Annotated in this window: 20 protein-coding genes and 3 pseudogenes; 9 read left to right on the forward strand and 14 right to left on the reverse strand. The window is 72.8% G+C overall.

The genetic code is table 11. The features are described from left to right. Positions 1 to 17: 17 nt before the first annotated feature. Entirely contained in the window at positions 18 to 251 is a 234-nt protein-coding gene (locus tag E2C04_RS12250) for an RNA-binding S4 domain-containing protein (RefSeq protein WP_188422410.1), read from the reverse strand. Positions 252 to 330: 79 nt separating this feature from the next. Then, the gene (locus E2C04_RS12255; protein ID WP_202977782.1) at positions 331 to 1,641 is read right to left on the reverse strand and encodes a DUF445 domain-containing protein; all 1,311 of its coding nucleotides are present in this window, start codon (positions 1,639 to 1,641) and stop codon (positions 331 to 333) included. A gap of 38 nt (positions 1,642 to 1,679) precedes the next feature. Here E2C04_RS12255 and E2C04_RS12260 point away from each other — a divergent pair, with 38 nt between their 5' ends. Both E2C04_RS12260 and E2C04_RS12265 read left to right on the forward strand, forming a co-directional pair. Next, entirely contained in the window at positions 1,680 to 2,075 is a 396-nt protein-coding gene (locus E2C04_RS12260) for an FAD synthase family protein (protein ID WP_135832808.1), read from the forward strand. Positions 2,076 to 2,427: 352 nt separating this feature from the next. Further along, entirely contained in the window at positions 2,428 to 3,588 is a 1,161-nt protein-coding gene (locus E2C04_RS12265) for an MXAN_6640 family putative metalloprotease (RefSeq protein ID WP_338088757.1), read from the forward strand. A gap of 15 nt (positions 3,589 to 3,603) precedes the next feature. On the opposite strand, the gene E2C04_RS12270 is transcribed toward E2C04_RS12265, so the two are convergent. Continuing rightward, positions 3,604 to 5,280, reverse strand: coding sequence for a long-chain-fatty-acid--CoA ligase (locus E2C04_RS12270; RefSeq protein WP_135832810.1), 1,677 nt, complete (start codon positions 5,278 to 5,280; stop codon positions 3,604 to 3,606). A gap of 131 nt (positions 5,281 to 5,411) precedes the next feature. Between E2C04_RS12270 and E2C04_RS12275 the strand changes: the two genes are divergently transcribed. Beyond that, on the forward strand, positions 5,412 to 6,437 hold the full coding sequence (locus E2C04_RS12275) for a patatin-like phospholipase family protein (RefSeq protein ID WP_135832811.1): 1,026 nt from the start codon (positions 5,412 to 5,414) through the stop codon (positions 6,435 to 6,437). 38 nt (positions 6,438 to 6,475) lie between these two features. On the opposite strand, the gene E2C04_RS12280 is transcribed toward E2C04_RS12275, so the two are convergent. The 5 genes from E2C04_RS12280 to E2C04_RS12300 form a co-directional block, all read right to left on the reverse strand. Further along, positions 6,476 to 7,030, reverse strand: coding sequence for a sensor histidine kinase (locus E2C04_RS12280; protein WP_135832812.1), 555 nt, complete (start codon positions 7,028 to 7,030; stop codon positions 6,476 to 6,478). Between the two features lie 90 nt (positions 7,031 to 7,120). Continuing rightward, positions 7,121 to 7,597, reverse strand: a complete 477-nt coding sequence (locus E2C04_RS19965; protein ID WP_238694269.1) for a hypothetical protein — start codon at positions 7,595 to 7,597, stop codon at positions 7,121 to 7,123. 110 nt (positions 7,598 to 7,707) lie between these two features. Then, entirely contained in the window at positions 7,708 to 8,001 is a 294-nt protein-coding gene (locus E2C04_RS12290) for a chorismate mutase (protein WP_135832813.1), read from the reverse strand. A 58-nt stretch (positions 8,002 to 8,059) separates the two neighbouring features. Continuing rightward, positions 8,060 to 8,431 (reverse strand): ankyrin repeat domain-containing protein, encoded by a 372-nt coding sequence (locus E2C04_RS12295; RefSeq protein WP_158630693.1) that lies wholly within the window; start codon positions 8,429 to 8,431, stop codon positions 8,060 to 8,062. A 114-nt stretch (positions 8,432 to 8,545) separates the two neighbouring features. After that, positions 8,546 to 9,502 carry a MaoC family dehydratase gene (locus tag E2C04_RS12300; RefSeq protein ID WP_238694270.1) on the reverse strand — a complete coding sequence of 319 codons (957 nt, stop codon included), beginning with the start codon at positions 9,500 to 9,502 and terminating at the stop codon, positions 8,546 to 8,548. 113 nt (positions 9,503 to 9,615) lie between these two features. Between E2C04_RS12300 and E2C04_RS22350 the strand changes: the two are divergent. The 4 genes and pseudogenes from E2C04_RS22350 to E2C04_RS12320 all read left to right on the forward strand — a co-directional run. Further along, positions 9,616 to 10,173 (forward strand): annotated as a pseudogene (locus tag E2C04_RS22350) (MurL-like N-terminal domain-containing); the annotation flags it as partial. Between the two features lie 73 nt (positions 10,174 to 10,246). Then, a pseudogene (locus tag E2C04_RS12310) lies at positions 10,247 to 10,957 on the forward strand (MurL C-terminal domain-containing protein); the annotation flags it as partial. After that, positions 10,944 to 12,251, forward strand: coding sequence for a UDP-N-acetylmuramoyl-L-alanine--D-glutamate ligase (murD, locus tag E2C04_RS12315; protein ID WP_158630694.1), 1,308 nt, complete (start codon positions 10,944 to 10,946; stop codon positions 12,249 to 12,251). The pseudogene E2C04_RS12310 and the gene murD, both read left to right, overlap by 14 nt. Next, the gene (locus tag E2C04_RS12320; RefSeq protein WP_135832818.1) at positions 12,220 to 13,035 is read left to right on the forward strand and encodes a hypothetical protein; all 816 of its coding nucleotides are present in this window, start codon (positions 12,220 to 12,222) and stop codon (positions 13,033 to 13,035) included. Before murD ends, E2C04_RS12320 begins: the two co-directional genes overlap by 32 nt. A gap of 2 nt (positions 13,036 to 13,037) precedes the next feature. Here the strand turns inward: E2C04_RS12320 and E2C04_RS12325 are convergent, their stop codons facing one another. Beyond that, positions 13,038 to 14,228 (reverse strand): YibE/F family protein, encoded by a 1,191-nt coding sequence (locus tag E2C04_RS12325; protein WP_202977783.1) that lies wholly within the window; start codon positions 14,226 to 14,228, stop codon positions 13,038 to 13,040. A 115-nt stretch (positions 14,229 to 14,343) separates the two neighbouring features. On the opposite strand from E2C04_RS12325, the gene E2C04_RS12330 reads away from it, so the two are divergent. Next, a complete protein-coding gene (locus E2C04_RS12330) occupies positions 14,344 to 15,378 on the forward strand; it encodes an AraC family transcriptional regulator (RefSeq protein WP_135832819.1) in 1,035 nt (344 codons plus the stop codon). A gap of 118 nt (positions 15,379 to 15,496) precedes the next feature. Continuing rightward, entirely contained in the window at positions 15,497 to 16,789 is a 1,293-nt protein-coding gene (locus E2C04_RS12335; protein WP_135832820.1) for a lipase family protein, read from the forward strand. 103 nt (positions 16,790 to 16,892) lie between these two features. Here E2C04_RS12335 and E2C04_RS12340 read toward each other — a convergent pair whose 3' ends face one another. From E2C04_RS12340 to E2C04_RS12350, 5 genes and pseudogenes are all read right to left on the reverse strand, one after another. Next, positions 16,893 to 17,579: a T3SS (YopN, CesT) and YbjN peptide-binding chaperone 1 gene (locus E2C04_RS12340; protein ID WP_158630695.1), complete on the reverse strand. Its 687-nt coding sequence runs from the start codon at positions 17,577 to 17,579 to the stop codon at positions 16,893 to 16,895. Continuing rightward, complete coding sequence (locus E2C04_RS17815) at positions 17,462 to 17,860, reverse strand: TY-Chap domain-containing protein (protein WP_158630696.1); 399 nt, start codon at positions 17,858 to 17,860, stop codon at positions 17,462 to 17,464. Before E2C04_RS17815 ends, E2C04_RS12340 begins: the two co-directional genes overlap by 118 nt. A gap of 75 nt (positions 17,861 to 17,935) precedes the next feature. After that, positions 17,936 to 18,268 (reverse strand): aspartate racemase/maleate isomerase family protein, encoded by a 333-nt coding sequence (locus tag E2C04_RS19970; RefSeq protein WP_229721677.1) that lies wholly within the window; start codon positions 18,266 to 18,268, stop codon positions 17,936 to 17,938. Positions 18,269 to 18,315: 47 nt separating this feature from the next. Then, positions 18,316 to 18,705 carry a hypothetical protein gene (locus E2C04_RS19975; RefSeq protein ID WP_229721676.1) on the reverse strand — a complete coding sequence of 130 codons (390 nt, stop codon included), beginning with the start codon at positions 18,703 to 18,705 and terminating at the stop codon, positions 18,316 to 18,318. Between the two features lie 64 nt (positions 18,706 to 18,769). Further along, positions 18,770 to 19,312 (reverse strand): annotated as a pseudogene (locus E2C04_RS12350) (isocitrate lyase/phosphoenolpyruvate mutase family protein); the annotation flags it as partial. Positions 19,313 to 19,373: the final 61 nt, after the last annotated feature.

Here is a 19,373-nt window from a genome sequence, read left to right on the forward strand (position 1 = left end):
CCGTCAGCGGGCCCCGGTCACCAGGGCAGGTCGTCCTCGACCTCGCCGTGCACGACGCGCGCGGCCTGCGAGCCGAGCACCACGACGTCGCCGTCGCGCAGCTGGCGACCGCGTCGGGTCTCCACCTCGCCGTTGACCTGGACAGCACCCTGGGCGACGAGCTCCTTGGCCTCTCCCCCGTGCTCGACCAGGCTGGCGAGCTTGAGGAACTGGCCGAGACGGATGGACTCGTCATTGATGCCCACGTCCATGGGGTCGGGTCCGGAGCCGGGGTGGGTCGTCATGGCTCCAGTCTCGCACCGTCCCTGCCGGCTGGGGTCAGCGCACGTGTCAGTGGCCCAGCGCCTGGCTGACGGCGTGGATGAGCAGGCCGACGAAGCCGCCGACGACGGTGCCGTTGATCCGGATGAACTGCAGGTCGCGCCCGACGTGGAGCTCGATCTTCTCCGCCGCCTCGCGGCCGTCCCAGCGCTCGATCGTGTGGGTGATGACGGTGGTGACCTCGGCGCCGTAGCGGGCGACCACGAAGACCGCCGCGTCAGCGGCCATCCGGTCGAGCCGCTCCCGCAGAGTGGCGTCGGAGCGCAGCGTCGCCCCGAGGTTGAGCAGCTCGACGACCGCTCGCTCCCGCAGCGCGCCCGAGGGGTCGCGCAGCGAGGTGAGGGTCGCGCGACGCAGCGCGTTCCACACCGACACCACCGTCGAGCAGCGCGTGCGACCGTGCGGTGACCTGCGGTGGTCGAGCAGCCGCTCCTTCATCGCCTCGGCCCGCGCCTGCGTGGCCTCGTCGTGCAGGAGGTCCTTCGCCAGCTGCTCGAGCATCGAGTCGAACGCCTCACGGGCGTGGTGGCGCGGGTCGTCGCGGATGTCCTCGAGCCACTTGAGCGCCTCGGTGTGGAGCTTGGCGGTGACCACCTCGTTGAGCCGCGGCGGCGTCCACCACGGAGCGCGCTCCGACAGCACCCGGGCGAAGGTCTCGGGGTTGTCGAGCAGCCAGCGGTGCAGCTCGACGACGCCCAGGTCGACGAGGCCGTGGTGCACGCCGTCGTCGACGACCTCGGTCAGCAGGCTGCCGGCCAACGGGGCGACGGGCTCCTCGCGGAAGCGCGGCACCAGCGCCTGGGTGACGAAGTCGACGACGTGCTCGTCGCGCACCTTCCCCAGCGCGATCGCCGCGACCTCGGAGGCCTCGTCGACCACGCGGCGGGCGTGCGCTTCGTCGTGCAACCACTCGCCGATCCGCAACGAGATCGTGGAGGCCGCCACCCGGTCGCGGATGATCTCCTCCTGGAGGAAGTTCTCCCCGACGAACTCCTCGAGGCCGCGGCCCAGCTCGTCCTTGCGCTTCGGCACCAGCGCCGTGTGCGGGATCGGCAGTCCGAGCGGATGGCGGAAGAGCGCCGTCACGGCGAACCAGTCCGCGATCGCGCCGACCATGGAGGCCTCGGCGCCGGCGTTGACGTAGCCCCAGAACCCGTCGCGGCCGAGCGTGGCGACGTACACCACCGCGGCCAGCACGAGCAGGCCGACGGCGACCGTACGCATGATCCTCAGGCCGCGGCGACGCGCGGCGTCGGCGGCGGGCTCGGGGGTCACGATCGAGATCGGGGTCTCGCGGCGGTGCGTGGCGGTGTCAGTCATCCCCTCCATCCTGCCCTGCTCGTGAAAGGATGACGCCCATGTCCCGCACCGTCCTCACGTTCGGCACCTTCGACGTCTTCCACGTCGGTCACCTGCGGATCCTGGAGCGGGCCGCCGCGCTGGGTGACCGCCTGGTGGTGGGCGTCTCCGCCGACGAGCTCAACATGAGGAAGAAGGGGCGCACCCCGGTCTTCAGCCAGGCCGAGCGGCTGGCCATCGTCAAGGCCCTGAAGGTGGTCGACGAGGTCTTCGTCGAGGAGAGCCTCGAGCAGAAGCGTGACTACATCGTCGAGCACGGCGCCGACGTCCTGGTGATGGGTGACGACTGGGCCGGCAAGTTCGACGAGTTCAACGACGTCTGCGAGGTCGTCTACCTCGCGCGCACCCCCGCCATCTCCACCACCGCGATCATCGAACACATCGCGGACCTGTGACCCGCCTGCTGCCTGCCCTGACGGCGGGCCTGCTGAGTGCCCTGCTCACGCTGGGCAGCCTGTCGGGGCTCCCCGCCGCCTCAGCCGCGGCCACCACCGAGCAGCCGGACGACGCCGCGGCCGCGCTCGCCACCGCCCTCGACCAGGTCGCCGGCGAGACGCCCGACCGCTCCGCCGGCGGGGAGGCCGAGCCACACCCCGACCTCTCACTGGCCCTGCGCGACCTCTGGCTGGCGCGCCAGGACCTGACCGGCCCCGACCGCCGTGCCGCTGCCCGGCTGCTGGCCCGCCCGACCACCGCCGCCGCTCCCGCCCAGTGGCGCTACCCCAGCGGCACCACCCCTGAGCGCCTGTGCGGCGTCGAGGTCTGCATCACCCGGGTCACCACCTCCCGCCACGCGGCCTCCGACGCCTGGGCCGCGCGCACCCTCGAGCTGGTCGAGACGACCTGGCGCCGCGTGGTCGACGACCTCGGCTACCGCGCCCCGCCGACGACGTGGACGCCGGCGGCGACGACCGCTTCGACGTCTACCTGGCCGACCTCTCCCCGCAGGGCTACTACGGCTTCTGCGCCCCTGAGGACCTGCTGCCCGGCCAGAACGCCCGCGCCACGTCGTACTGCGTGCTCGACAACGACATGCTCGGACTCGGCGGGCGCCCCGACGACGCGCTCGCCGCCACCGCGGCGCACGAGTTCTTCCACGCGGTGCAGTTCAACTACGACCTCTCCGAGGACTCCTGGTTCATGGAGTCGTCGGCCACCTGGGTCGAGGAGGTCGTCTTCGACGCCGTCGACGACAACCGCCAGTTCCTCGGCAAGGGCCAGCTCGGCTCCCCCACCACGCCGCTCGACGCCGCGGCGGGCCACTACGGCAACTGGATCTTCGTGCAGTTCCTCGCCCAACGCTTCGGCGACGGCGTCGTGCGTCGGGTCTGGGAGCGCCTCGACGCCTCCCGCGGCGCGCTCGACGAGTGGTCGCTGCAGGGGGTCCGCTCGGTGCTGGCTGCACGCGGCGTGGCCTGGCCGTCGTTCTACGCCGACTTCGCCCGCGCCAACCTCTTCCCCCGGCGCCACTACCGTGAGGGCGCTGCCTACCGCGCGGCCCCGGTCACCGACCACCTCCGGCTGGACCGTTCCCGCCAGCGGGCAACCCGGACCGCCGCGGTGCGCCACCTGTCGTCGCGCACCACCGGGGTCACGGTCGGCGCGCTGCCGCGCGGTCGGCGTACGTTGCGCCTCGACCTCCGGGCCTCGCACGCGGCGTACGCCCGGGTGTCGCTGCTCGTGCACCGCGCCGACGGCTCGTTGCGGCTGCGGCGCGTGACGCTGGACCGCAAGGGTCGTGCCACGGCGCGGATCCCGGCGTCACGGGCCAAGGTGCGGCGCGTCGTCGTGCTCACCGTGCACACCGCCGCCGACCACCGTCGCTGCGGCGGGGCGTCGGGGTGGGCCTGCGGCGGCGACCCGGTCGGCGCGCTGTCGTGGCGCCTGACCGCGCGCCTCGTGCGCTGAGGGCCCAGCGCCCAGTCAGCCCTGCAGCATGGCCGCGACCTCGCGGCGCAGCACCTTGCCCATCGGGTTGGTGGGCAGCGCGTCCACGACGACCACGCGGCGCGGCACCTTGTAGGGCGTGAGCTCACCGCGGGCGAACTGGCGCAGCCCGTCGGGGTCGACGGTCTCGCCCTCGGCCGGGACCACCGCGGCGACGACCTCCTCGGCGCCGTCCGACGACCGCACACCCACGACCGCCGCGTCCCCCACGCTCGGGTGGCGGCGCAGCACGGCCTCGACCTCGGAGGGGTAGACGTTGAAGCCGCCGGTGATGACGACCTCCTTGATCCGGTCGACCACGGTGATGAAGCCGTCCTCGGCCATCGTCACGATGTCGCCGGTGCGGAACCAGCCGTCGTGGAAGGCGGCCTCGGTCTCCTCGGGCAGGCCGCGGTAGCCGTCGAAGACCTGCGGGCCCTTCACCAGGAGCTCGCCGCGCTCGCCCAGCGGGACCTCGCGGTCGAGCTCCTCGGGGTCGACGATGCGGATCTCCGTGTCGGGGAAGGGCACGCCGATCGAGCCGGGGCGCCGGCCCTTCGACATCGGGTTGCCGACGATCACCGGGGAGGTCTCGGTCAGGCCGTAGCCCTCCACGAGCAGGCCACCAGTCGCGGCCTCCCAGCGCTCGACGAGCGGCGCCTGCAGCGCCATGGCGCCCGACAGCGCCCACTTGATGCCGCGGATGGAGACGCCACTGCGCTCCGCCTCGTCGACGATCTTTTGGTAGAGCGGCGGGACGGCCGGCACGAAGGAGGGGACGTCGCGCTTGATCGCCTCCATCACCAGCGGCAGCTCGGGCTTGGGCAGGAGCACCAGCTTGGCCGCCACCGAGAGGCCCAGCAGGACGCTGACGGTGACGCCGTAGGCGTGGAAGAGGGGCAGCGCGACCAGCACCGACTCCTGGCCGGGGACCATCCCGGAGACCCACTGCTGGCCCTGGAGGACGTTGGCGACCAGGTTGCGGTGGCGCAGCGGGACGCCCTTGGGGGCGCCGGTGGTGCCCGAGGTGTAGAGCGTGAGCGCCACGTCGTCGGCGACCGGGCGCGGGTGGTCGTCGGTCAGCGGGGCGTGGTCGAGCAGCTCGCGCCAAGCGATGGTGCCGGGGGCCGGGGCGTGCAGCTGGTCGCGGGCGGCCCGGGCCTTGGCGATCGGCAGCTTCAGGGCGAGGCGCTTGGCCAGCGGCAGCTCGGCGGTCAGGTCGACGGCCACCACCTGCTCGAGGGCGCAGCCCTCCTTGAGCGAACCCACCACGCCGGCGACCTTGTCCCAGACGATCGCGACGCGGGCGCCGTGGTCGGCGAAGGGGCCACGCAGCTCGGCGGCGGTGTAGAGCGGGTTGTGCTCGACGACGGTCGCTCCCAGGCGCAGCACCGCCATGAAGGCGATCACGTTCTGCGGGCAGTTGGGCATTACCAGGGCGACGCAGTCGCCGGCCCCGACGCCCAGGTCACGCAGCGCGGCGGCGACCCGCAGGACGGCGTCGTGGGTGTCGGCGTACGAGGTGGTGCGGCCCATGAAGTCGAGGGCCGGTCGGTCGGCGTGCGCCCGGGCGGCCTGCTCGAAGAGGTCGAGGACCGTGGTGTCGCCGTACTCGAGGGTGAGCGGCACACCGGGGGCGTAGGACTCCGCCCACCGAGGGGACTGGGCACACATGGAATCGCCTTCCGGACGCAGGGCGGCACGGGCCGTACACATCGGTCCGCGCCACGACAAAACTACAACGCGGCGCTGGTGCCTCCGCGCCACCGGGTCCGGCTGCAGGGTCGCTGGCTAGCATCACGGGTGTGACCTCTCGTACGCGTGTCTCCCTGGCCCTGGGCGGCGGCGGCGCCCGCGGCTACGCCCACATCGGTGTCCTGCAGGTGCTCGAGGAGCACGGGTACGACGTGGTGGGCATCTCGGGCACCTCCATGGGGTCGCTGGTCGCCGCCCTGCACGCCAAGGGCGTCGTCGCCGAGTACACCGACTGGGTCACCCACCTGACGCAGCGCGACGTCATCCGCCTCCTCGACCCGGCACTCCGCTCCCCCGGCGCGATCAAGGGGGCCCGGGTGATGGCGCGGGTCTCCGAGCTCCTCGACGGGGCTCGGATCGAGGACCTGCCCATCCCCTTCACGGCCGTGGCCACCGACCTGCTGAACCGCAAGGAGGTCTGGTTCCAGGAGGGGCCGGTCGACATGGCCGTGCGCGCCTCCATCGCGCTGCCGAGCTTCATCACCCCGGTGATGCTCAACGGCCGCCTGCTCGCCGACGGCGGGATGATGAACCCCGTGCCGATCGCTCCGCTGAGCGGCCTCGACGTCGACCTCACGATCGCCGTCAACGTCAACGGCGCTCCCCTGCACACCTCCAGGTCGTCGCAGGTCGCCGAGTCGGCCGAGCCGCGGCCCGTCAGCGAGTGGCAGGAGAAGCTGCGGCGCAGCGCCTCCCAGGTCTTCGACAACGAGACCGGGCGTCGCCTCACCACCTGGCTGGCGGCCCGCCGCGCCGAGGGCGACCACCACGCCGACGAGCCGTCCCACGCCCCGGCGCACGAGGCAGCCGAGCCGGAGTTCGAGGACCTCCCCTCCGACCTCGGCATGCTGAGCGTCATGGAGCTCTCGCTCGACGCGCTGCAGAGCGTGGTGACCCGCTACCGGCTCGCCAGCTATCCGCCCGACGTGATGATCACGATGCCCAAGGACATCTGCAAGACGCTCGACTTCCACCGGGCGGGCGAGCTGATCGAGGTCGGCCGCGAGTACGCCGAGAAGGCCCTGGCCCGCGGCACCGACCCCGAGGACCTGCAGCCCGACCGCGTGCAGCTCTGAGCGACACTCCCCGCCCTCGGGCGGGCGGGTCAGCCGGGTCAGCCCCGGGACATCGGGCGACGGCGCGGGAGCATCAGCACCGCGACCAGCCCGTGCGGCTCGTTGTCCCGCAGCGCGAGGGTGCCGTGGTGGGCGAGCGCGACCGCGTGGGCCAACGGCAGGCCAGCCCGCGCGCGGGGTCCCGTCAGGTCGCTGCTCCCGCGCTCGAAGGGGCGCACCAGCCGCGCCCGCTCGGCGGCCGCGATGCCGGGTCCGTGGTCGGAGACCTGCACGCTGACCACAGCAGGGGTGCCCACGACGTCGATGCGGACCGTGGCGTCGGGCGGCGAGTGCTGCACCGCGTTGGCGAGCAGGGCGGTCAGGGCCCGGCAGAGCAGGGCGCCGTCGATGTCGGCGTCCAGCGACTCGGGGGGTGCGTGCAGCTCGACGGTGACGTCGGGGCGCTCCAGCGTCTGGCGTACGCGGTCCAAGCACTGCCGCACCACGTCGGTGAGGTCCTCGCTGGCCAGGGTGACGTGGCCGGCAGCCTCCAGGTCGACCAGGTCGGAGACCGACCCGACCAAGTCGCGCATCCGCTCCCCCGCGTCGAGCACCGCCCGCAGCGAGCGCGCCGCCCACCGGCAGCTGCGGCCCGAGGTCCTCCAGCAGCTCGGCGTGGCCGAGGAGAGCGGTCAACGGCGTCCTCAGCTCGTGGTTGACGGTGTCGATGAGCCGCTCGCGGAGCTCGGCCTGCTCGCGCTCGAGCGCCCGCTGGGCCGTGATGTCGGTGAAGATGACGATGCCACCCTGCACGGAGCCGTCGTCGGCCAGCAGCGGGGCACCGCTGCAGCGCAGGTGGACGCGGCGCTCCTCACCGAACTCCAGGCTGACCACCTGGTCGTGGAAGGAGGCGCCCAGCCGCGCCGGTTGAGTGGCTCCTCGGCGGGGGTGAGCAGGCGCGACCCGTCCTCGGTGCGCACCTGGAAGTGGGTGGCGATCGACTCGGCCGGCACGGGCGCGAAGTCGTTCTCGACGAGCGCCTCCAGGGCGGGACTCATCAGGGTGACGGTGCCCTCCGCGTCACTCACCGCCACTGCCAGCGTGGTGTCGTGCAGCAGCGCGTCGAGGAGTATGCCCCGGAGCGCCTCCTGCGGCGCCGGGGCGCGTTCGTCAGCAGGCACAGGCTCTCTCTACCACGCGTGCCGGGTGCCCGCCAGCGCTCGCAGCTGCCTTCCCCAACACGGCACACGCCGCTCCCGGCAGCGGGATCAGTGCGGCAGGAGTGCCGCCCTCACTGCTCCCGGATCGAGTTGTGGTTGCGGATGACCTGCTCGATGATCAGGCCGAGGATCTTCTCCGCGAACTGCGGGTCGAGGCCGGAGCTCTCGGCCAGGCCACGCAGCCGCTTGATCTGGTACTCCTCGCGGGCCGGGTCGGCCGGCGGCATCTCGGAGACGGCCTTGAGCTCCCCCACCCGCTGGGTGCACTTGAAGCGCTCGGCGAGGAGGTGCACCAGGGCAGCGTCCAGGTTGTCGATGCTCGCGCGCAGGCGACCCAGTTCGGCGAGGGCGGTCTCGTCGGTCATGGGCATATGCAAACAGGCGGACGGCACCCGCTCGGCACCGGGGCCACGACGCGGACGCTCATCCGCGTCGTACGAACCCTCGACGCACCCGGGCGAGCAGTCCACCGCGGGGCTGGGCGACCGGGGCAGGCTCCCGCGCACCGAGCGAGCGCAGCCGCAGGACGACGTCGTCGAGCCCGGCCCGGTGGGCTGCCGCCAGGGGCGTCGTCTCCTCCATCGCGGAGGCGACCGTGGGGTCGGCGCCGTGGTCGAGGAGGAGGTGGGCGATCTCGCGGCTGCCCGCCAGGCAGGCCTCGACCAGCACCGTCGACTGCATCTCCGGGTGGATGAAGTTGGGGTCGACCCCCGACTCCAGCTGGAAGCGCGCCAGCTCGACGTCGCCGCGCTGCGCGGCATGGAAGAGGTCCTTCCACTCAGCTCCTGCGGTCACCGTCTCCCCTCCTCGACGTCCGCGCGTCAGCGCGGGACGAAGGCCCAGTAGTCCAGGTCGAGCAGCACGCCGGGGGCGTACTTGCCGTCCTCGCCGCGCAGCGTCATCGACTCGTCACGACCCCGGGTCGCCACCAGGCGCAGGCGCAGGGCGCCGACACCCGGCGCGGAGGTCTCGGCCTTGTCGAGGACCTCGGACCACGCGTACACGGTGTCGCCGGCGAAGGCGGGCGAGGTGTGTGCGCCCCCGTTGATCGCGGCGACCAGCTGCGCGTTGGCCAGGCCGTTGAAGGAGAGCGCGCGCGCCATCGAGATGACGTGGCCGCCGTAGATGAGGCGGTTGCCGTCGACGGGCCTCGGTGTTGAAGTGCACCTTCGCCGTGTTCTGCCAGAGGCGGGTGGCCATCATGTGCTCGGCGTCGGTGAGGGTCACGCCGTCGACGTGGTCGATCTTCTCGCCCACCGCGTAGTCGTCGAAGCGGTGCGGCTCGCCGGCGGCGGCGAAGTCGTAGTCGGTGAAGTCGAGGCCCTCGGGGATCGCCAGGTCGGCGACGTCGACGACCTTGGCCAGCTCGGGCACGACGGTCTCGGGAGCGGGCGAGGAGGCGTCGCGCTTGTGCACCATCACCCAGCGGCACCACTCGACGGCGACCTCGTCGCGCTGGTTGGTCGCCGTGGAGCGGACGTAGACCACGCCGGTCCTGCCGTTGGAGTTCTCCTTGAGGCCGATGACCTCGGACCTCGTGCTCAGCGTGTCGCCGGGGACCACCGGCTCGTGGAAGCGGCACTCCGCGTAGCCCAGGTTGGCCACGGCGTTGAGCGAGACGTCGGGCACGGTCTTGCCGAAGCCGATGTGGAAGGCGATGAGCTCCTCGACCGGGGCGCCACGCAGCCCGACCGACGCGGCGAACTCCGCGGAGGACGGGAGCGCGAAGCGGGTCGGGTAGAGCGCGCCGTAGAGCGCCCGGTCACCCTCGGTGACGGTGCGCGGGGTCGCGTGCTCGATCACCTGGCCGACGGTGAAGTCCTCGAAGAAGTTGCCGGCATTGGTCTTGGCAGTGGTCGTGGGCATGGCGGACATTGTGCCCAAGCCCACCGACAGCCCGCACGGGTGTGCCCGACGTCCCACTCCGCGGGCAGGTCGCCGGCTCGGGCGCCGGGACCGCGCTGCGTATGCTGGCGCGCATGAGTTGGGTCCTGTCGACGCCTGGGAAGTCACTCGTCCTCGAGGTCCTGGAGCCGACCGTCGACGGCGCCACCATCGCGCTGCGCTACCGCATCTCCCACGCCGAGGGGGCGGGCGGCGAGCCGGTCGAGCTCACCGAGCGCGTCACGCTGCCGGGCGACTCGGCCGTGACGCCCAGCCCGGGGCTGCTGCGCCTGCTGGCGCTCGCCGCGGCGCCCAGCTACTACAAGACCTGCATCCCCGCCACGGTGCGCGTGCCCGGCGGGTTGACCGCGACCGAGCGCACCTTCGTCACCGAGGTCCTGGCGAACGGCCTGGGCGAGTTCGCCTACCGCAACCAGGTGCCGCAGGCGCTGCGTCCTCGGATCGAGGCCCCCGAGCGCGCCGAGGAGGCCCCCGGGGCACCGGCCGTCTCCGACCCGGTGCGCCCGCTGGTCGCCGTCGGCGGCGGCAAGGACTCGATCGTGACCATCGAGTCGCTGCGCGCGATGGGCGTCACCCCGACGCTCTTCTCGGTCAACTCGTACGCCCCCATCGAGGCCACCGCGAGGGCCGCCGGGCTGCCGCTGGTCGTCGCCCGCCGCGCCCTCGACCCGCTGCTCTTCGAGCTCAACGCCGCCCGGCGCCCTCAACGGCCACGTGCCCGTCACCGCGGTCAACTCGGTGGTGGGCCTGCTCACCGCCGAGCGACTGGGCCTCGACGCGGTGGTCTTCTCCAACGAGGCCTCCTCCTCCTTCGGCAACGTCGCGTGGGGAGGCATCCAGGTCAACCACCAGTGGTCCAAGGGCATCGACTTCGAGCGGCTCCTGGCCGAGGCCTCGGCCGCCAGCGGCGTGCGCTACTTCTCCTTCCTGCGCCCCCTGACCGAGCTCGCGATCATGCGGCGATTCGGGGCGCTGACCGACTACCACTCGGTCTTCACGAGCTGCAACCGCGCCTTCCACCTGGACGAGTCGCGGCGCCGCCTGTGGTGCGGCGAGTGCCCCAAGTGCCACTTCGTCTTCCTCTGCCTCTCCCCCTTCATGGGTCGTGAGGCCCTGCAGGGCATCTTCGGGGGCCGCGACCTCTTCGCCGACCCGCAGCAGCGCGAGGGGTTCCTGGAGCTGCTCAACGCCGGCGGACGGATGAAGCCCTTCGAGTGCGTCGGCGAGCCCGACGAGTGCCGGGCCGCGTTGACCCTGGTCAGCCGCCACCCCGAGTGGGCCGGTCACCCGTTCTTCGACGACCCCGACGTCGCTGCCTGCCTCGTCGACGAGGCCAGCGTCGAGGCCGCCTTCGGCTTCAGCGACGACCACCTGCTGCCGCCGTCGTACGAGAAGGCCGCCCGTGAGGTTCTCTGACCTGGCCGGGCGCCGGGTCGTGGTCTGGGGCTACGGACGCGAGGGCGCCTCGGTCACCGCGCACCTGCGCGACCTCGGCGTCGACGTCACCGTCGCCGACCCGGACCGGACCGACGGTCCGCACGCCGAGGTGGCCCACGGCGAGGAGGGGCGTACGCGGCTGCTCGACGCCGATGTCGTCGTGAAGTCGCCCGGCGTCCCCGTCGTGCACCCGCTGCACCTCGAGCTGGTCGCCTCCGGGATCGAGGTCACCAGCCTCACCGACCTGTGGCTGGGCGACAACGCCGAGCGGGTCGTCGCGATCACCGGCACCAAGGGCAAGTCGACCACCGCCAGCCTCCTGCACCACCTGCTCACCGCCGGCGGGCTGCGCTCCTCGCTGCGCGGCAACATCGGCACCAGCGTGCTGGCCGAGACCGATCCGCCGGCCGAGGTCGTGGTCATGGAGCTCTCCAGCTACCAGGCGCAGTCGCTGACCCGTTCGCCCCGGATCGTCGCGGTGACTTCGCTCTTCCCCGAGCACCTCACCTGGCACGGCTCGCTCGAGGCCTACTTCCACGACAAGCTCAACGCGGTGGCCCACGGCCCCGAGACCGTGGTCGTGCCGGGCGATGCCCCGGAGGTCGTACGCCGCGTGCGCGACCGCCTCTCCCCCGGCGCCCAGCTGCTGCTCACCGACTCGGGCGGCGTGCACGTCGACGAGACCGGTGACGTGGTCTGGCCAGATGGCACCCGGGTCGCCGCCGCGGACCTGCCGCTCCCCGGGCGCCACCACGCCGGCAACATCGCACTGGCGCTGCGGATCGCCGGGCTCTTCGACCTCTCCCCGACCGACCTGGCCGCCGCGTTGCGCACCTTCGCGCCACTGCCGCACCGGATGGAGCCCGTGCCCTCGGGCGACGGCCGCCGCTGGATCGACGACAGCCTCGCCACCGCGCCCGAGGCCGTCGTGGCCTCGCTGACGTCACTGCCCGGCGAGCGGGTCTCGGTGGTCGTCGGCGGTGACGACCGGGGCCTCGACTTCACCCCCCTGGTCTCGCACCTGCGCGCCCACCCCGACCTGGTGGTGCTGCTGGTGGGCCCGGCCGGTGCGCGGATCGCTGCCGAGAGCCCGGACCTGTCCGCCCGAGTCTTCGACTTCTTCGGCGCTGCCGTCGCCTGGGCCGGCTCGGCCGCCAACCCGGCCAGGGTCGTCCTGCTCTCCCCCGGCGCCCCGAGCTACGACGAGTTCGCCGACTACACCGAGCGCTCGGCCGCCTTCCGTGCCGCTGCCCTGGCTGCCGACGGGCGCTGACGTGGAGGGCGGGGCCGCGCCCAGGGCACGCACCTGGGTCGACGGTGTCGAGACCACGACCTCGCCCGAGGAGTGGGACCGCACGGTCGCCCGCTTCCTCGGCTTCGGCCACCGCGTCGTGCTCCCGCCGGGCGAGGTGGGCAGCGCAGCGGCGCAGCACGCGCTCGGCCAGGTCCGGCGGCTGGCAGCGCTGCTCGACGCCCGGGTCGACGAGGCGCCGTGGTCCCGGCTGGCGACGACCGAGCGCGGGCAGCCGGTCGAGGTGGTCGGCGGCTGGGAGCACCGCTTCCGCCAGTCGCCCGGCGTCCCCAGCACCCGGGTCACGCCTCTGCCGACCGTGGATCCCGGGCCGCACCGGGCCCGCGGGGTCGAGCTGCCCTGGCCGGTCAACGAGCACTCACCCACGGCCGGCCTGCCGATGGTCTCCTCGCACGCCGACGCTTTGGCGCGGCAGCGGTTGGCTTCCGGCGAGGTCGGCCTGTGGCGCAACGACGACGGCCTGCTCGTCGGCACCACCGCGGGCGTGCCACTGCTGCTGACCACCCACGGTTGGGCCGCGCCCAGCGCGCTCTCCGGGGCGGTGTGGCCGCTCGTGCCCGACCGCGTACGCCGGTGGCTGGGCGCCGCCGACCTCACGCCCACCCACGTCGTGCTCGCCGTGGCCTGCGTCGACCCGTGCGGGGGGACGACGTGGCTCACCGAGCTGTGCGGGCGTGCGCTCCCCGTGCCTCCCGAGGCCGAGGCAGACCTGGCGGCGGCGCGGACGAGCGCGCTCGACGCCTGAGCTCAGTCGCGCGCGAGTCGAGCGGCGACCACGGCCGCCAGCAGGGTGGTCAGCGGCACGGCGGCGATCAGTCCGATCGTGGCGACGGCGCTCCGGACGATCTCCTGGGCGAGCACCTGGTCGCTGACCACGTCGGCGATCGAGGGGTTGCTGGCCACGATGAGCACGAGCAGCGGCAGCGTCGAGCCGGCGTACGCGAGGATGATCGTGTTGATCACCGACGCGATGTGGGCCCGTCCCACGCGCGCCGCGGCGCGGTAGAGGTGTCCGGTCCCGTACGCCGGGTTGGCGCGCGCGAGCTCGGCCACGGTCGCCGACTGGGTGACGGTGACGTCGTCGAGCACGCCGAGCGAGCCGATCACGATGCCGGCCAGCAGCAGGCCGCGCATGTCGACGCCGAGGTCCATGCCGACGGTGGTCGAGATGTCGTCGGTGACGCCGGTCAGGTGCAGGCCCTCGACGGCCAGCCACGCCAGCGCCCCGGTGAGCGCGAGGCTGGCGATCGTGCCGAGCATGGCCACGGTGGTCACCATGCCGATGCCGTGGGTCAGGTACATGACGCTGAGCACGATGAAGGCCGAGCCGACCAACGCCATCACGATCGGGGACTCCCCGCCCAGGATCCCGGGCACCACGAACCACAGCAGCACGGCGAAGGTCAGGGCCAGACCGGCCAGCGAGGTCACCCCGCGCCACCGCCCGAAGGCGACGACGGCGAGCGCGAAGGCCGCGGCGAGCACCCACATCTGGGCGCCGCGCTGGTGGTCGACGACGTCGAAGGTCCGCCCGTCGGGGGTGGCCATGTGGATCATCAGCACGTCGTCGCCGACGTCGATGCGCGGGGCGCCGGGGCCGTTGGGCAGCGCCACCTCGACGCTCTCCCCCACCTGGACGGGATCACCCTGGTCGTCACCGTCGTCGACCTCGGTCACCTCGGTGACCTCGACGGTCGCGGTGCCGCACCCGTTGACCTCGTCGGCGAGCTCCTCGGAGCAGGTCACCTCGTCGACCGAGACGACCGTGCCCCTGGCCTGACCGGCGCCGGGGGTCTGGTCCTCGCGCTCGACGGCGCCGGGCCAGAGCAGCACCATGGCGACCACCGTGACCAGCGCCAGCGGCACCAGGACGACCAGCGCCCACCGCCGCATCCGGACGCTCTCGGGGTGCGCCTCGTGCGCATGGCTGCCGCCCACAGGTAGTCCTCCGGTGCTCGTTGCTCCACACGGTCGGGAGACTCCTCAGCCCCAACGATCTCAGAAGCGCGCCATCCCTTGACCCCGGATGCCCGCGCCACGGATCCTCCGTGGAATGTCGATGATCCGTTCCGCCGGCCTGCACGGCTTCCGTGCCACGGTGCAGGAGTTGGGCGGTGACGCCGACGACATCGCCCGGCGTGCGGGGATGTCGCGCACGGCGTTGGACTCGAGCAACGAGCTGGTCCCCGACGTGGCCGTCGCCGTCGCGCTGGAGACGGCAGCCGAGGAGCTCTCCTGCCCCGACTTCGGGCTCCGGATGGCGCGGCGCCAGGACCTCTCCCTGCTCGGGCCGCTGGGACTGGCGGTGAAGCACTCGGAGTCGTTGGCGGCCGCGTTGGGCTACGTCAGCGACTTCCTCTTCGTCCACGCGGAGGGACTGCGGCTCCAGGCCGTGCCGGACCCGTTGGGAGCCCCCGGGGTGGCCGGCGTGCAGTTCGACGCCGGTCCGGACCGGGTCCCGACGCCCCAGAGCGTGGGACTCGTCCTGGGCTTCGCGCACCGGGCCGCGGTGGAGCTGGTCGGCGGCTCCTACGGCCTGCGCAGCGTCGAGCTGCCGCACGTGCCGTCGGCGCCGGAGGCGGAGGCGTACCGGCGCTACTTCCGCGGGCCCGTGCGCGGTGGCCGTCCGGCAGCGGTCGTCCGGATCACCGGCAACCTGGCCAGCCTGCTGCTGCGCGACCACGACGAGGAGCTGCACCGGCTCGCCATCGCCATGCTGGCCCGCCACCGCCGCGACCCGGCCGACGACGTCGTCCACGTCGTACGCACGGCGCTCTCGCACGCGATGGGCAAGACGCCGCTGACGATCACCGCGGTGGCACGGCAGGTGAGCGTCCACCCGCGGACGCTCCAGCGCCTCCTCGAAGCCCGGGGGACGTCGTTCGCCGAGGTGCTCGACGACCTGCGCCGCCACACCGCGCGCCAGCTGCTCACCGGCACCGACCTGCCGGTCGCGCAGATCGCTCACCGCATCGGCTACGCGGAGGCCGCGACGCTCTCCCGCCGGGCGCGGGGATGGTGGGGCACGACGCCCCTCCATGTGCGGCAGGGCACAGACCTGTCGTCATCGGACAAGACATTGTCGTGATCCGACAACCAGAAGGCGGCTAACTCCGCGACGGTGGTCACGGAAGGGAGACATCCGTCTCGCATGGCCGTCCTGCGGGGCGGCCTGATCGCGCACCATCAGTGTCAGGGAGCCTGGAATGACCCGATCGACCCGCGTCGCTGCCGCCGTCAGCGTCGTGGTGCTCAGCCTGCTGAGCCCCACCACCGCCTCCGCCGCGGAGGCCGACTTCTACACCCCGCCGGCGGAGCTGCCCGCCGCCGACGGCGCGCTCGTGAGGTCCGAACCGATGAAGCTCGGGATCTCGTTCCCGCTGGGCGGCAAGGAGACCCGGCTGCCGGGCACCGCGACCCGGATCCTCTACAGGACCACCACCGAGGGCGGCACCGCGTCCGCCGTCTCGGGCGTCTACATCGAGCCGTCGAAGCCGTGGACCGGCAAGGGTGACCGCCCCCTCGTCTCCTTCTCCGTCGGCACCCAGGGCGTGGCGGACGCCTGCGCCCCGTCGAAGACCCTCGAGAGCTTCCTCAACGTCGAGGACGGCAAGTTCATGGTGGGCTACGAGGTGCCCTCCATCTACGGCTTCCTCAACGACGGCGTCGCCGTCGTGGTCACCGACTACGTGGGCCTCGGCACGCCGGGCGTGCACACGTACATGAACCGCGTCGACCAGGGCCACGCCGTCCTCGACGCCGCGCGCGCCGCGCTCGCCCTGCCGGGCACGTCGCTGACGAGGCGCTCGGCGATCGGGCTCTACGGCTACTCCCAGGGCGGCGGCGCCGCCGGCTCGGCCGCGGAGCTGGCCCCGACCTACGCCCCCGAGCTCAACCTCAAGGGCGCCTACGTGGGCGGTCCGCCCGCCGACCTGTACGAGGTGATGAAGTCGGTCGACGGCTCGCTGCTCACCGGCGCGATCCCGTGGTCGATCAACGCCATGCACGCCTACCGCCCGGCCCTGACCCCCTACCTGGGCCAGCTCGTCAACGCCGAGGGCATCGCCGCGATCGAGAAGTCGAAGGAGCAGTGCGTCGCCGACACGATCCTTGCCTTCGGCCTGCAGAAGACCTCGAGGTGGACCCGCAGCGGCAACCTGGCCGCGGTCGACTTGGCCAAGGTGCCGACCCTGATGAAGGCGGTCGACGACCAGCGGATCGGACGCCTCCGGCCGACGATCCCGGTGCAGGTGCTGACCGGCACCAAGGACGACGTCGTCGCCCACGGGCAGGCCAAGCAGCTCGCGCTGGACTGGTGCGCCAAGGGTGCGCACGTCACCTACAAGCCGGTGGTCCAGCTCGCCAGCAGCGGCGGACTGATGCTGACGCACCTCGGTCCCCTGCTCTCCCAGCAGGGTGCTGCCCGCGACTGGGTCGTCGACCGGCTGAACGGTCGGGCCACCACGTCGAACTGCAGCACGGCACGGTTCCTGCCGTGACCCCCTGACGCCCCGGGTCTCCCGGGACTGAGCGAAGGCCGGCCCGGCCTCACCCCCGGGTCGGCCTTCGTGCGTCGGTGTGCGTGGCGGGCGGAGGGGCGCGTCAGGCCACCTCGCCGCCGGTGCGCAGGGCCAGGTCGTCGCGGGTCTCGGACATCGCCGCCCAGAAGATGTCGAGCATCAGCTCCAGGTGGAAGTCGGCGAAGGGCATCGCCGGGACCATCACGCTCTGCCACACCGAGCGGTCACGCAGGCTCCACTTCACCCACGGGTGGTCACGGTTGAGCAGGCCGATCTCGACGGCGGCGCCCCGTCGCGACCGCACCCCGTGCACCACGCGGGTGAAGATCTGCACGGCCGGCTGGTCGGCCAGCGCGCTGACGAAGACGGGCTGCCCGAGGTGGACCACCACGAAGTCGCCGTCGTCGTCGATCGTCACCGTCTCGAACTTGTGGCGCAGCACCGCACCCACCAGGGCGAGCAGGTCGTCGCGGCTCTCGGGCTCGTGCACGGCGGCGTCCGGGAACGCCTCGGCGGAGGCACCGCGCTGGTCGACCGTGTCGATCGGCACCGAGGTGCTCGCGCAGAGGCCCAAACGGGCGGCCGACTCGGCAGCCGGGCCCCAGGCCCGGTAGGTCAGCAGCTCGGGATGGGCCACCCCGAACTGCGCCCTCAGCGCCTCGACCACGCTGCGCGACACCGCCGCGGCCTGCGGCACCGGGTCGTCGCGGAACCAGTTCTTCTCGTCGGCGTCGGCCCCGACCACCCGGCGGCCCGCATGCGGGCGCACGACGCGTCGTCGAGCATGAAGGGCCGCTCCAGGTAGGCGTTGCCGGAGACCTCCGTGTGCAAGGCCTCGCCCGCGTCGCCGACGGCGAACTGGACGTACGGCGCCGTGCCCGGCACGTCGTCGTCGAAGCCGGGCACCTCGAGGATCAGCAGGTCGGCCTCGTCGGGGTCGACCATCCGGGCCAGCTGCTCGGAGAGCGCCCGTTCGAAGCCGGCCCACAGAGCCTCGACCTCCCCCCACTCGACGCCAGCCGGGTCGTCACCGCGCGTTGCCTCAGTCATCGCACTCTCCCTTCGCCGCTCCTGTGATCGACAGTAGCCGCGGCCGTACGACAATCCCGGCCAACGCGCGAAGCCTCAGTGCTCCTCGAGCAGGCGCCCGTAGCCGGAGATCCAGTCCTCGATCCCGTTGACCCGGAAGGCGTGCCAGGCGGTCGCCACGTTGATCGCGATGACCGGCTTGCCGATCTCCTTCTCCAGCGCCGCGGCGGTGGCGGCCACGCACTCGAGGTTGGTGCCGCACTGGATCAGCGCGTCCACGTCGTCACCGTCGACCGACAGGAAGGCCTCGCGCAGCTTCTCGGGCGACTCGCTGGCGATCGAGGTCGCCGACTCGGAGCAGAGGCCGGTGATCCCGGCGACGTCGAAGCCGAGCTCGGTGAAGTAGGCGACGACCTGCTCGTCGCCCACCGGCTGGTAGGGGGTGACGATGCCGATCCGCTTGGCACCGAACGCCTTCAGCGCCTCACCCGCCGCGGGGCGCCGGTGGTGACCTCGCGCCCGGTCAGGTCGCGCACCCGCTGCTCGAACTCCGCGTTGCCGGCGACGCCACCCCAGAAGGTCTCGGCGCTCATGCCCATCACGATGTAGTCGGGGCTGCAGGTCATCACGATCTCGAGCGCCGAGGGCATCGCCTCGTTGAGGCCCTCGCGGAAGGCGCCGAAGGCGTCCGCGGAGTCCAGCGCCGGAGCGGTGATCATGATCCGTCCGGTGTGCCACGAGCAGTCCTGCGGACGCAGGTCGTGCAGCTCGCGCTCCACCGAGGTGTTGGTGGAGGGCAGCACCAGGGCGAACTTCCTGCCCTTCTTCTCGTGCGGGGTGATGACGGCTCCGGTACCGATGGGCATGAGGTGTCTCCTTCTCGGGTGGTGAGGGGTCTGCGTGACGGGGGGTCAGCGGGGTGCTGCTCCGTCAGGACTCGCCAGCCGCCAAGCGGGCGGCGCGCTCGAGCTGGTCGTCCTGGCCGAGGACGGCGGTGAAGGCCTTCCAGTCCTCCTGGCCCTTGCCGGACGAGCCGGCCGACAGCAGGCGGCGGCAGGTCTCGGCGATCCCCTCGGCCGCGGCGAGCACCGCCGAGACCGGGTGGATGAGCAGGCCGACGCCGGCCTCGTGGGCGATCTCGATCGGCGGCAGCGCGGAGGCGTCTCCTGCCTCGGAGAGGTTGACCATCAGCGGGCGTCCCTGCACGACGCCCCGCAGGGCGGTGAGCTCCTCGCGGGAGTACACGCCCTCGGCGAAGACCAGGTCGGCGCCGGCACGGGCGTACGCGGCTGCGCGCTCGAGCACGGCGTCGAACCCGTCGACCCCCTTGGCGTCGGTGCGCGCGATCACCAGCGCGGAGGTGCGCTCGGCGACCGCGATCCGGATCTTGGCGACCATCTCCTCGGTCTCGACGAGCTCCTTGCCGGCCAGGTGGCCGCAGCGCTTCGGGGCGAGCTGGTCCTCGAGCTGGACCGCTGCGGCGCCGCCTGCTCGAGGCGGCGTACCGCCTCCCCTGTCTGCAGGACACCGCCGT

The organism is Nocardioides daphniae (genome assembly GCF_004777465.1).
GTDB lineage: Bacteria > Actinomycetota > Actinomycetes > Propionibacteriales > Nocardioidaceae > Nocardioides > Nocardioides daphniae.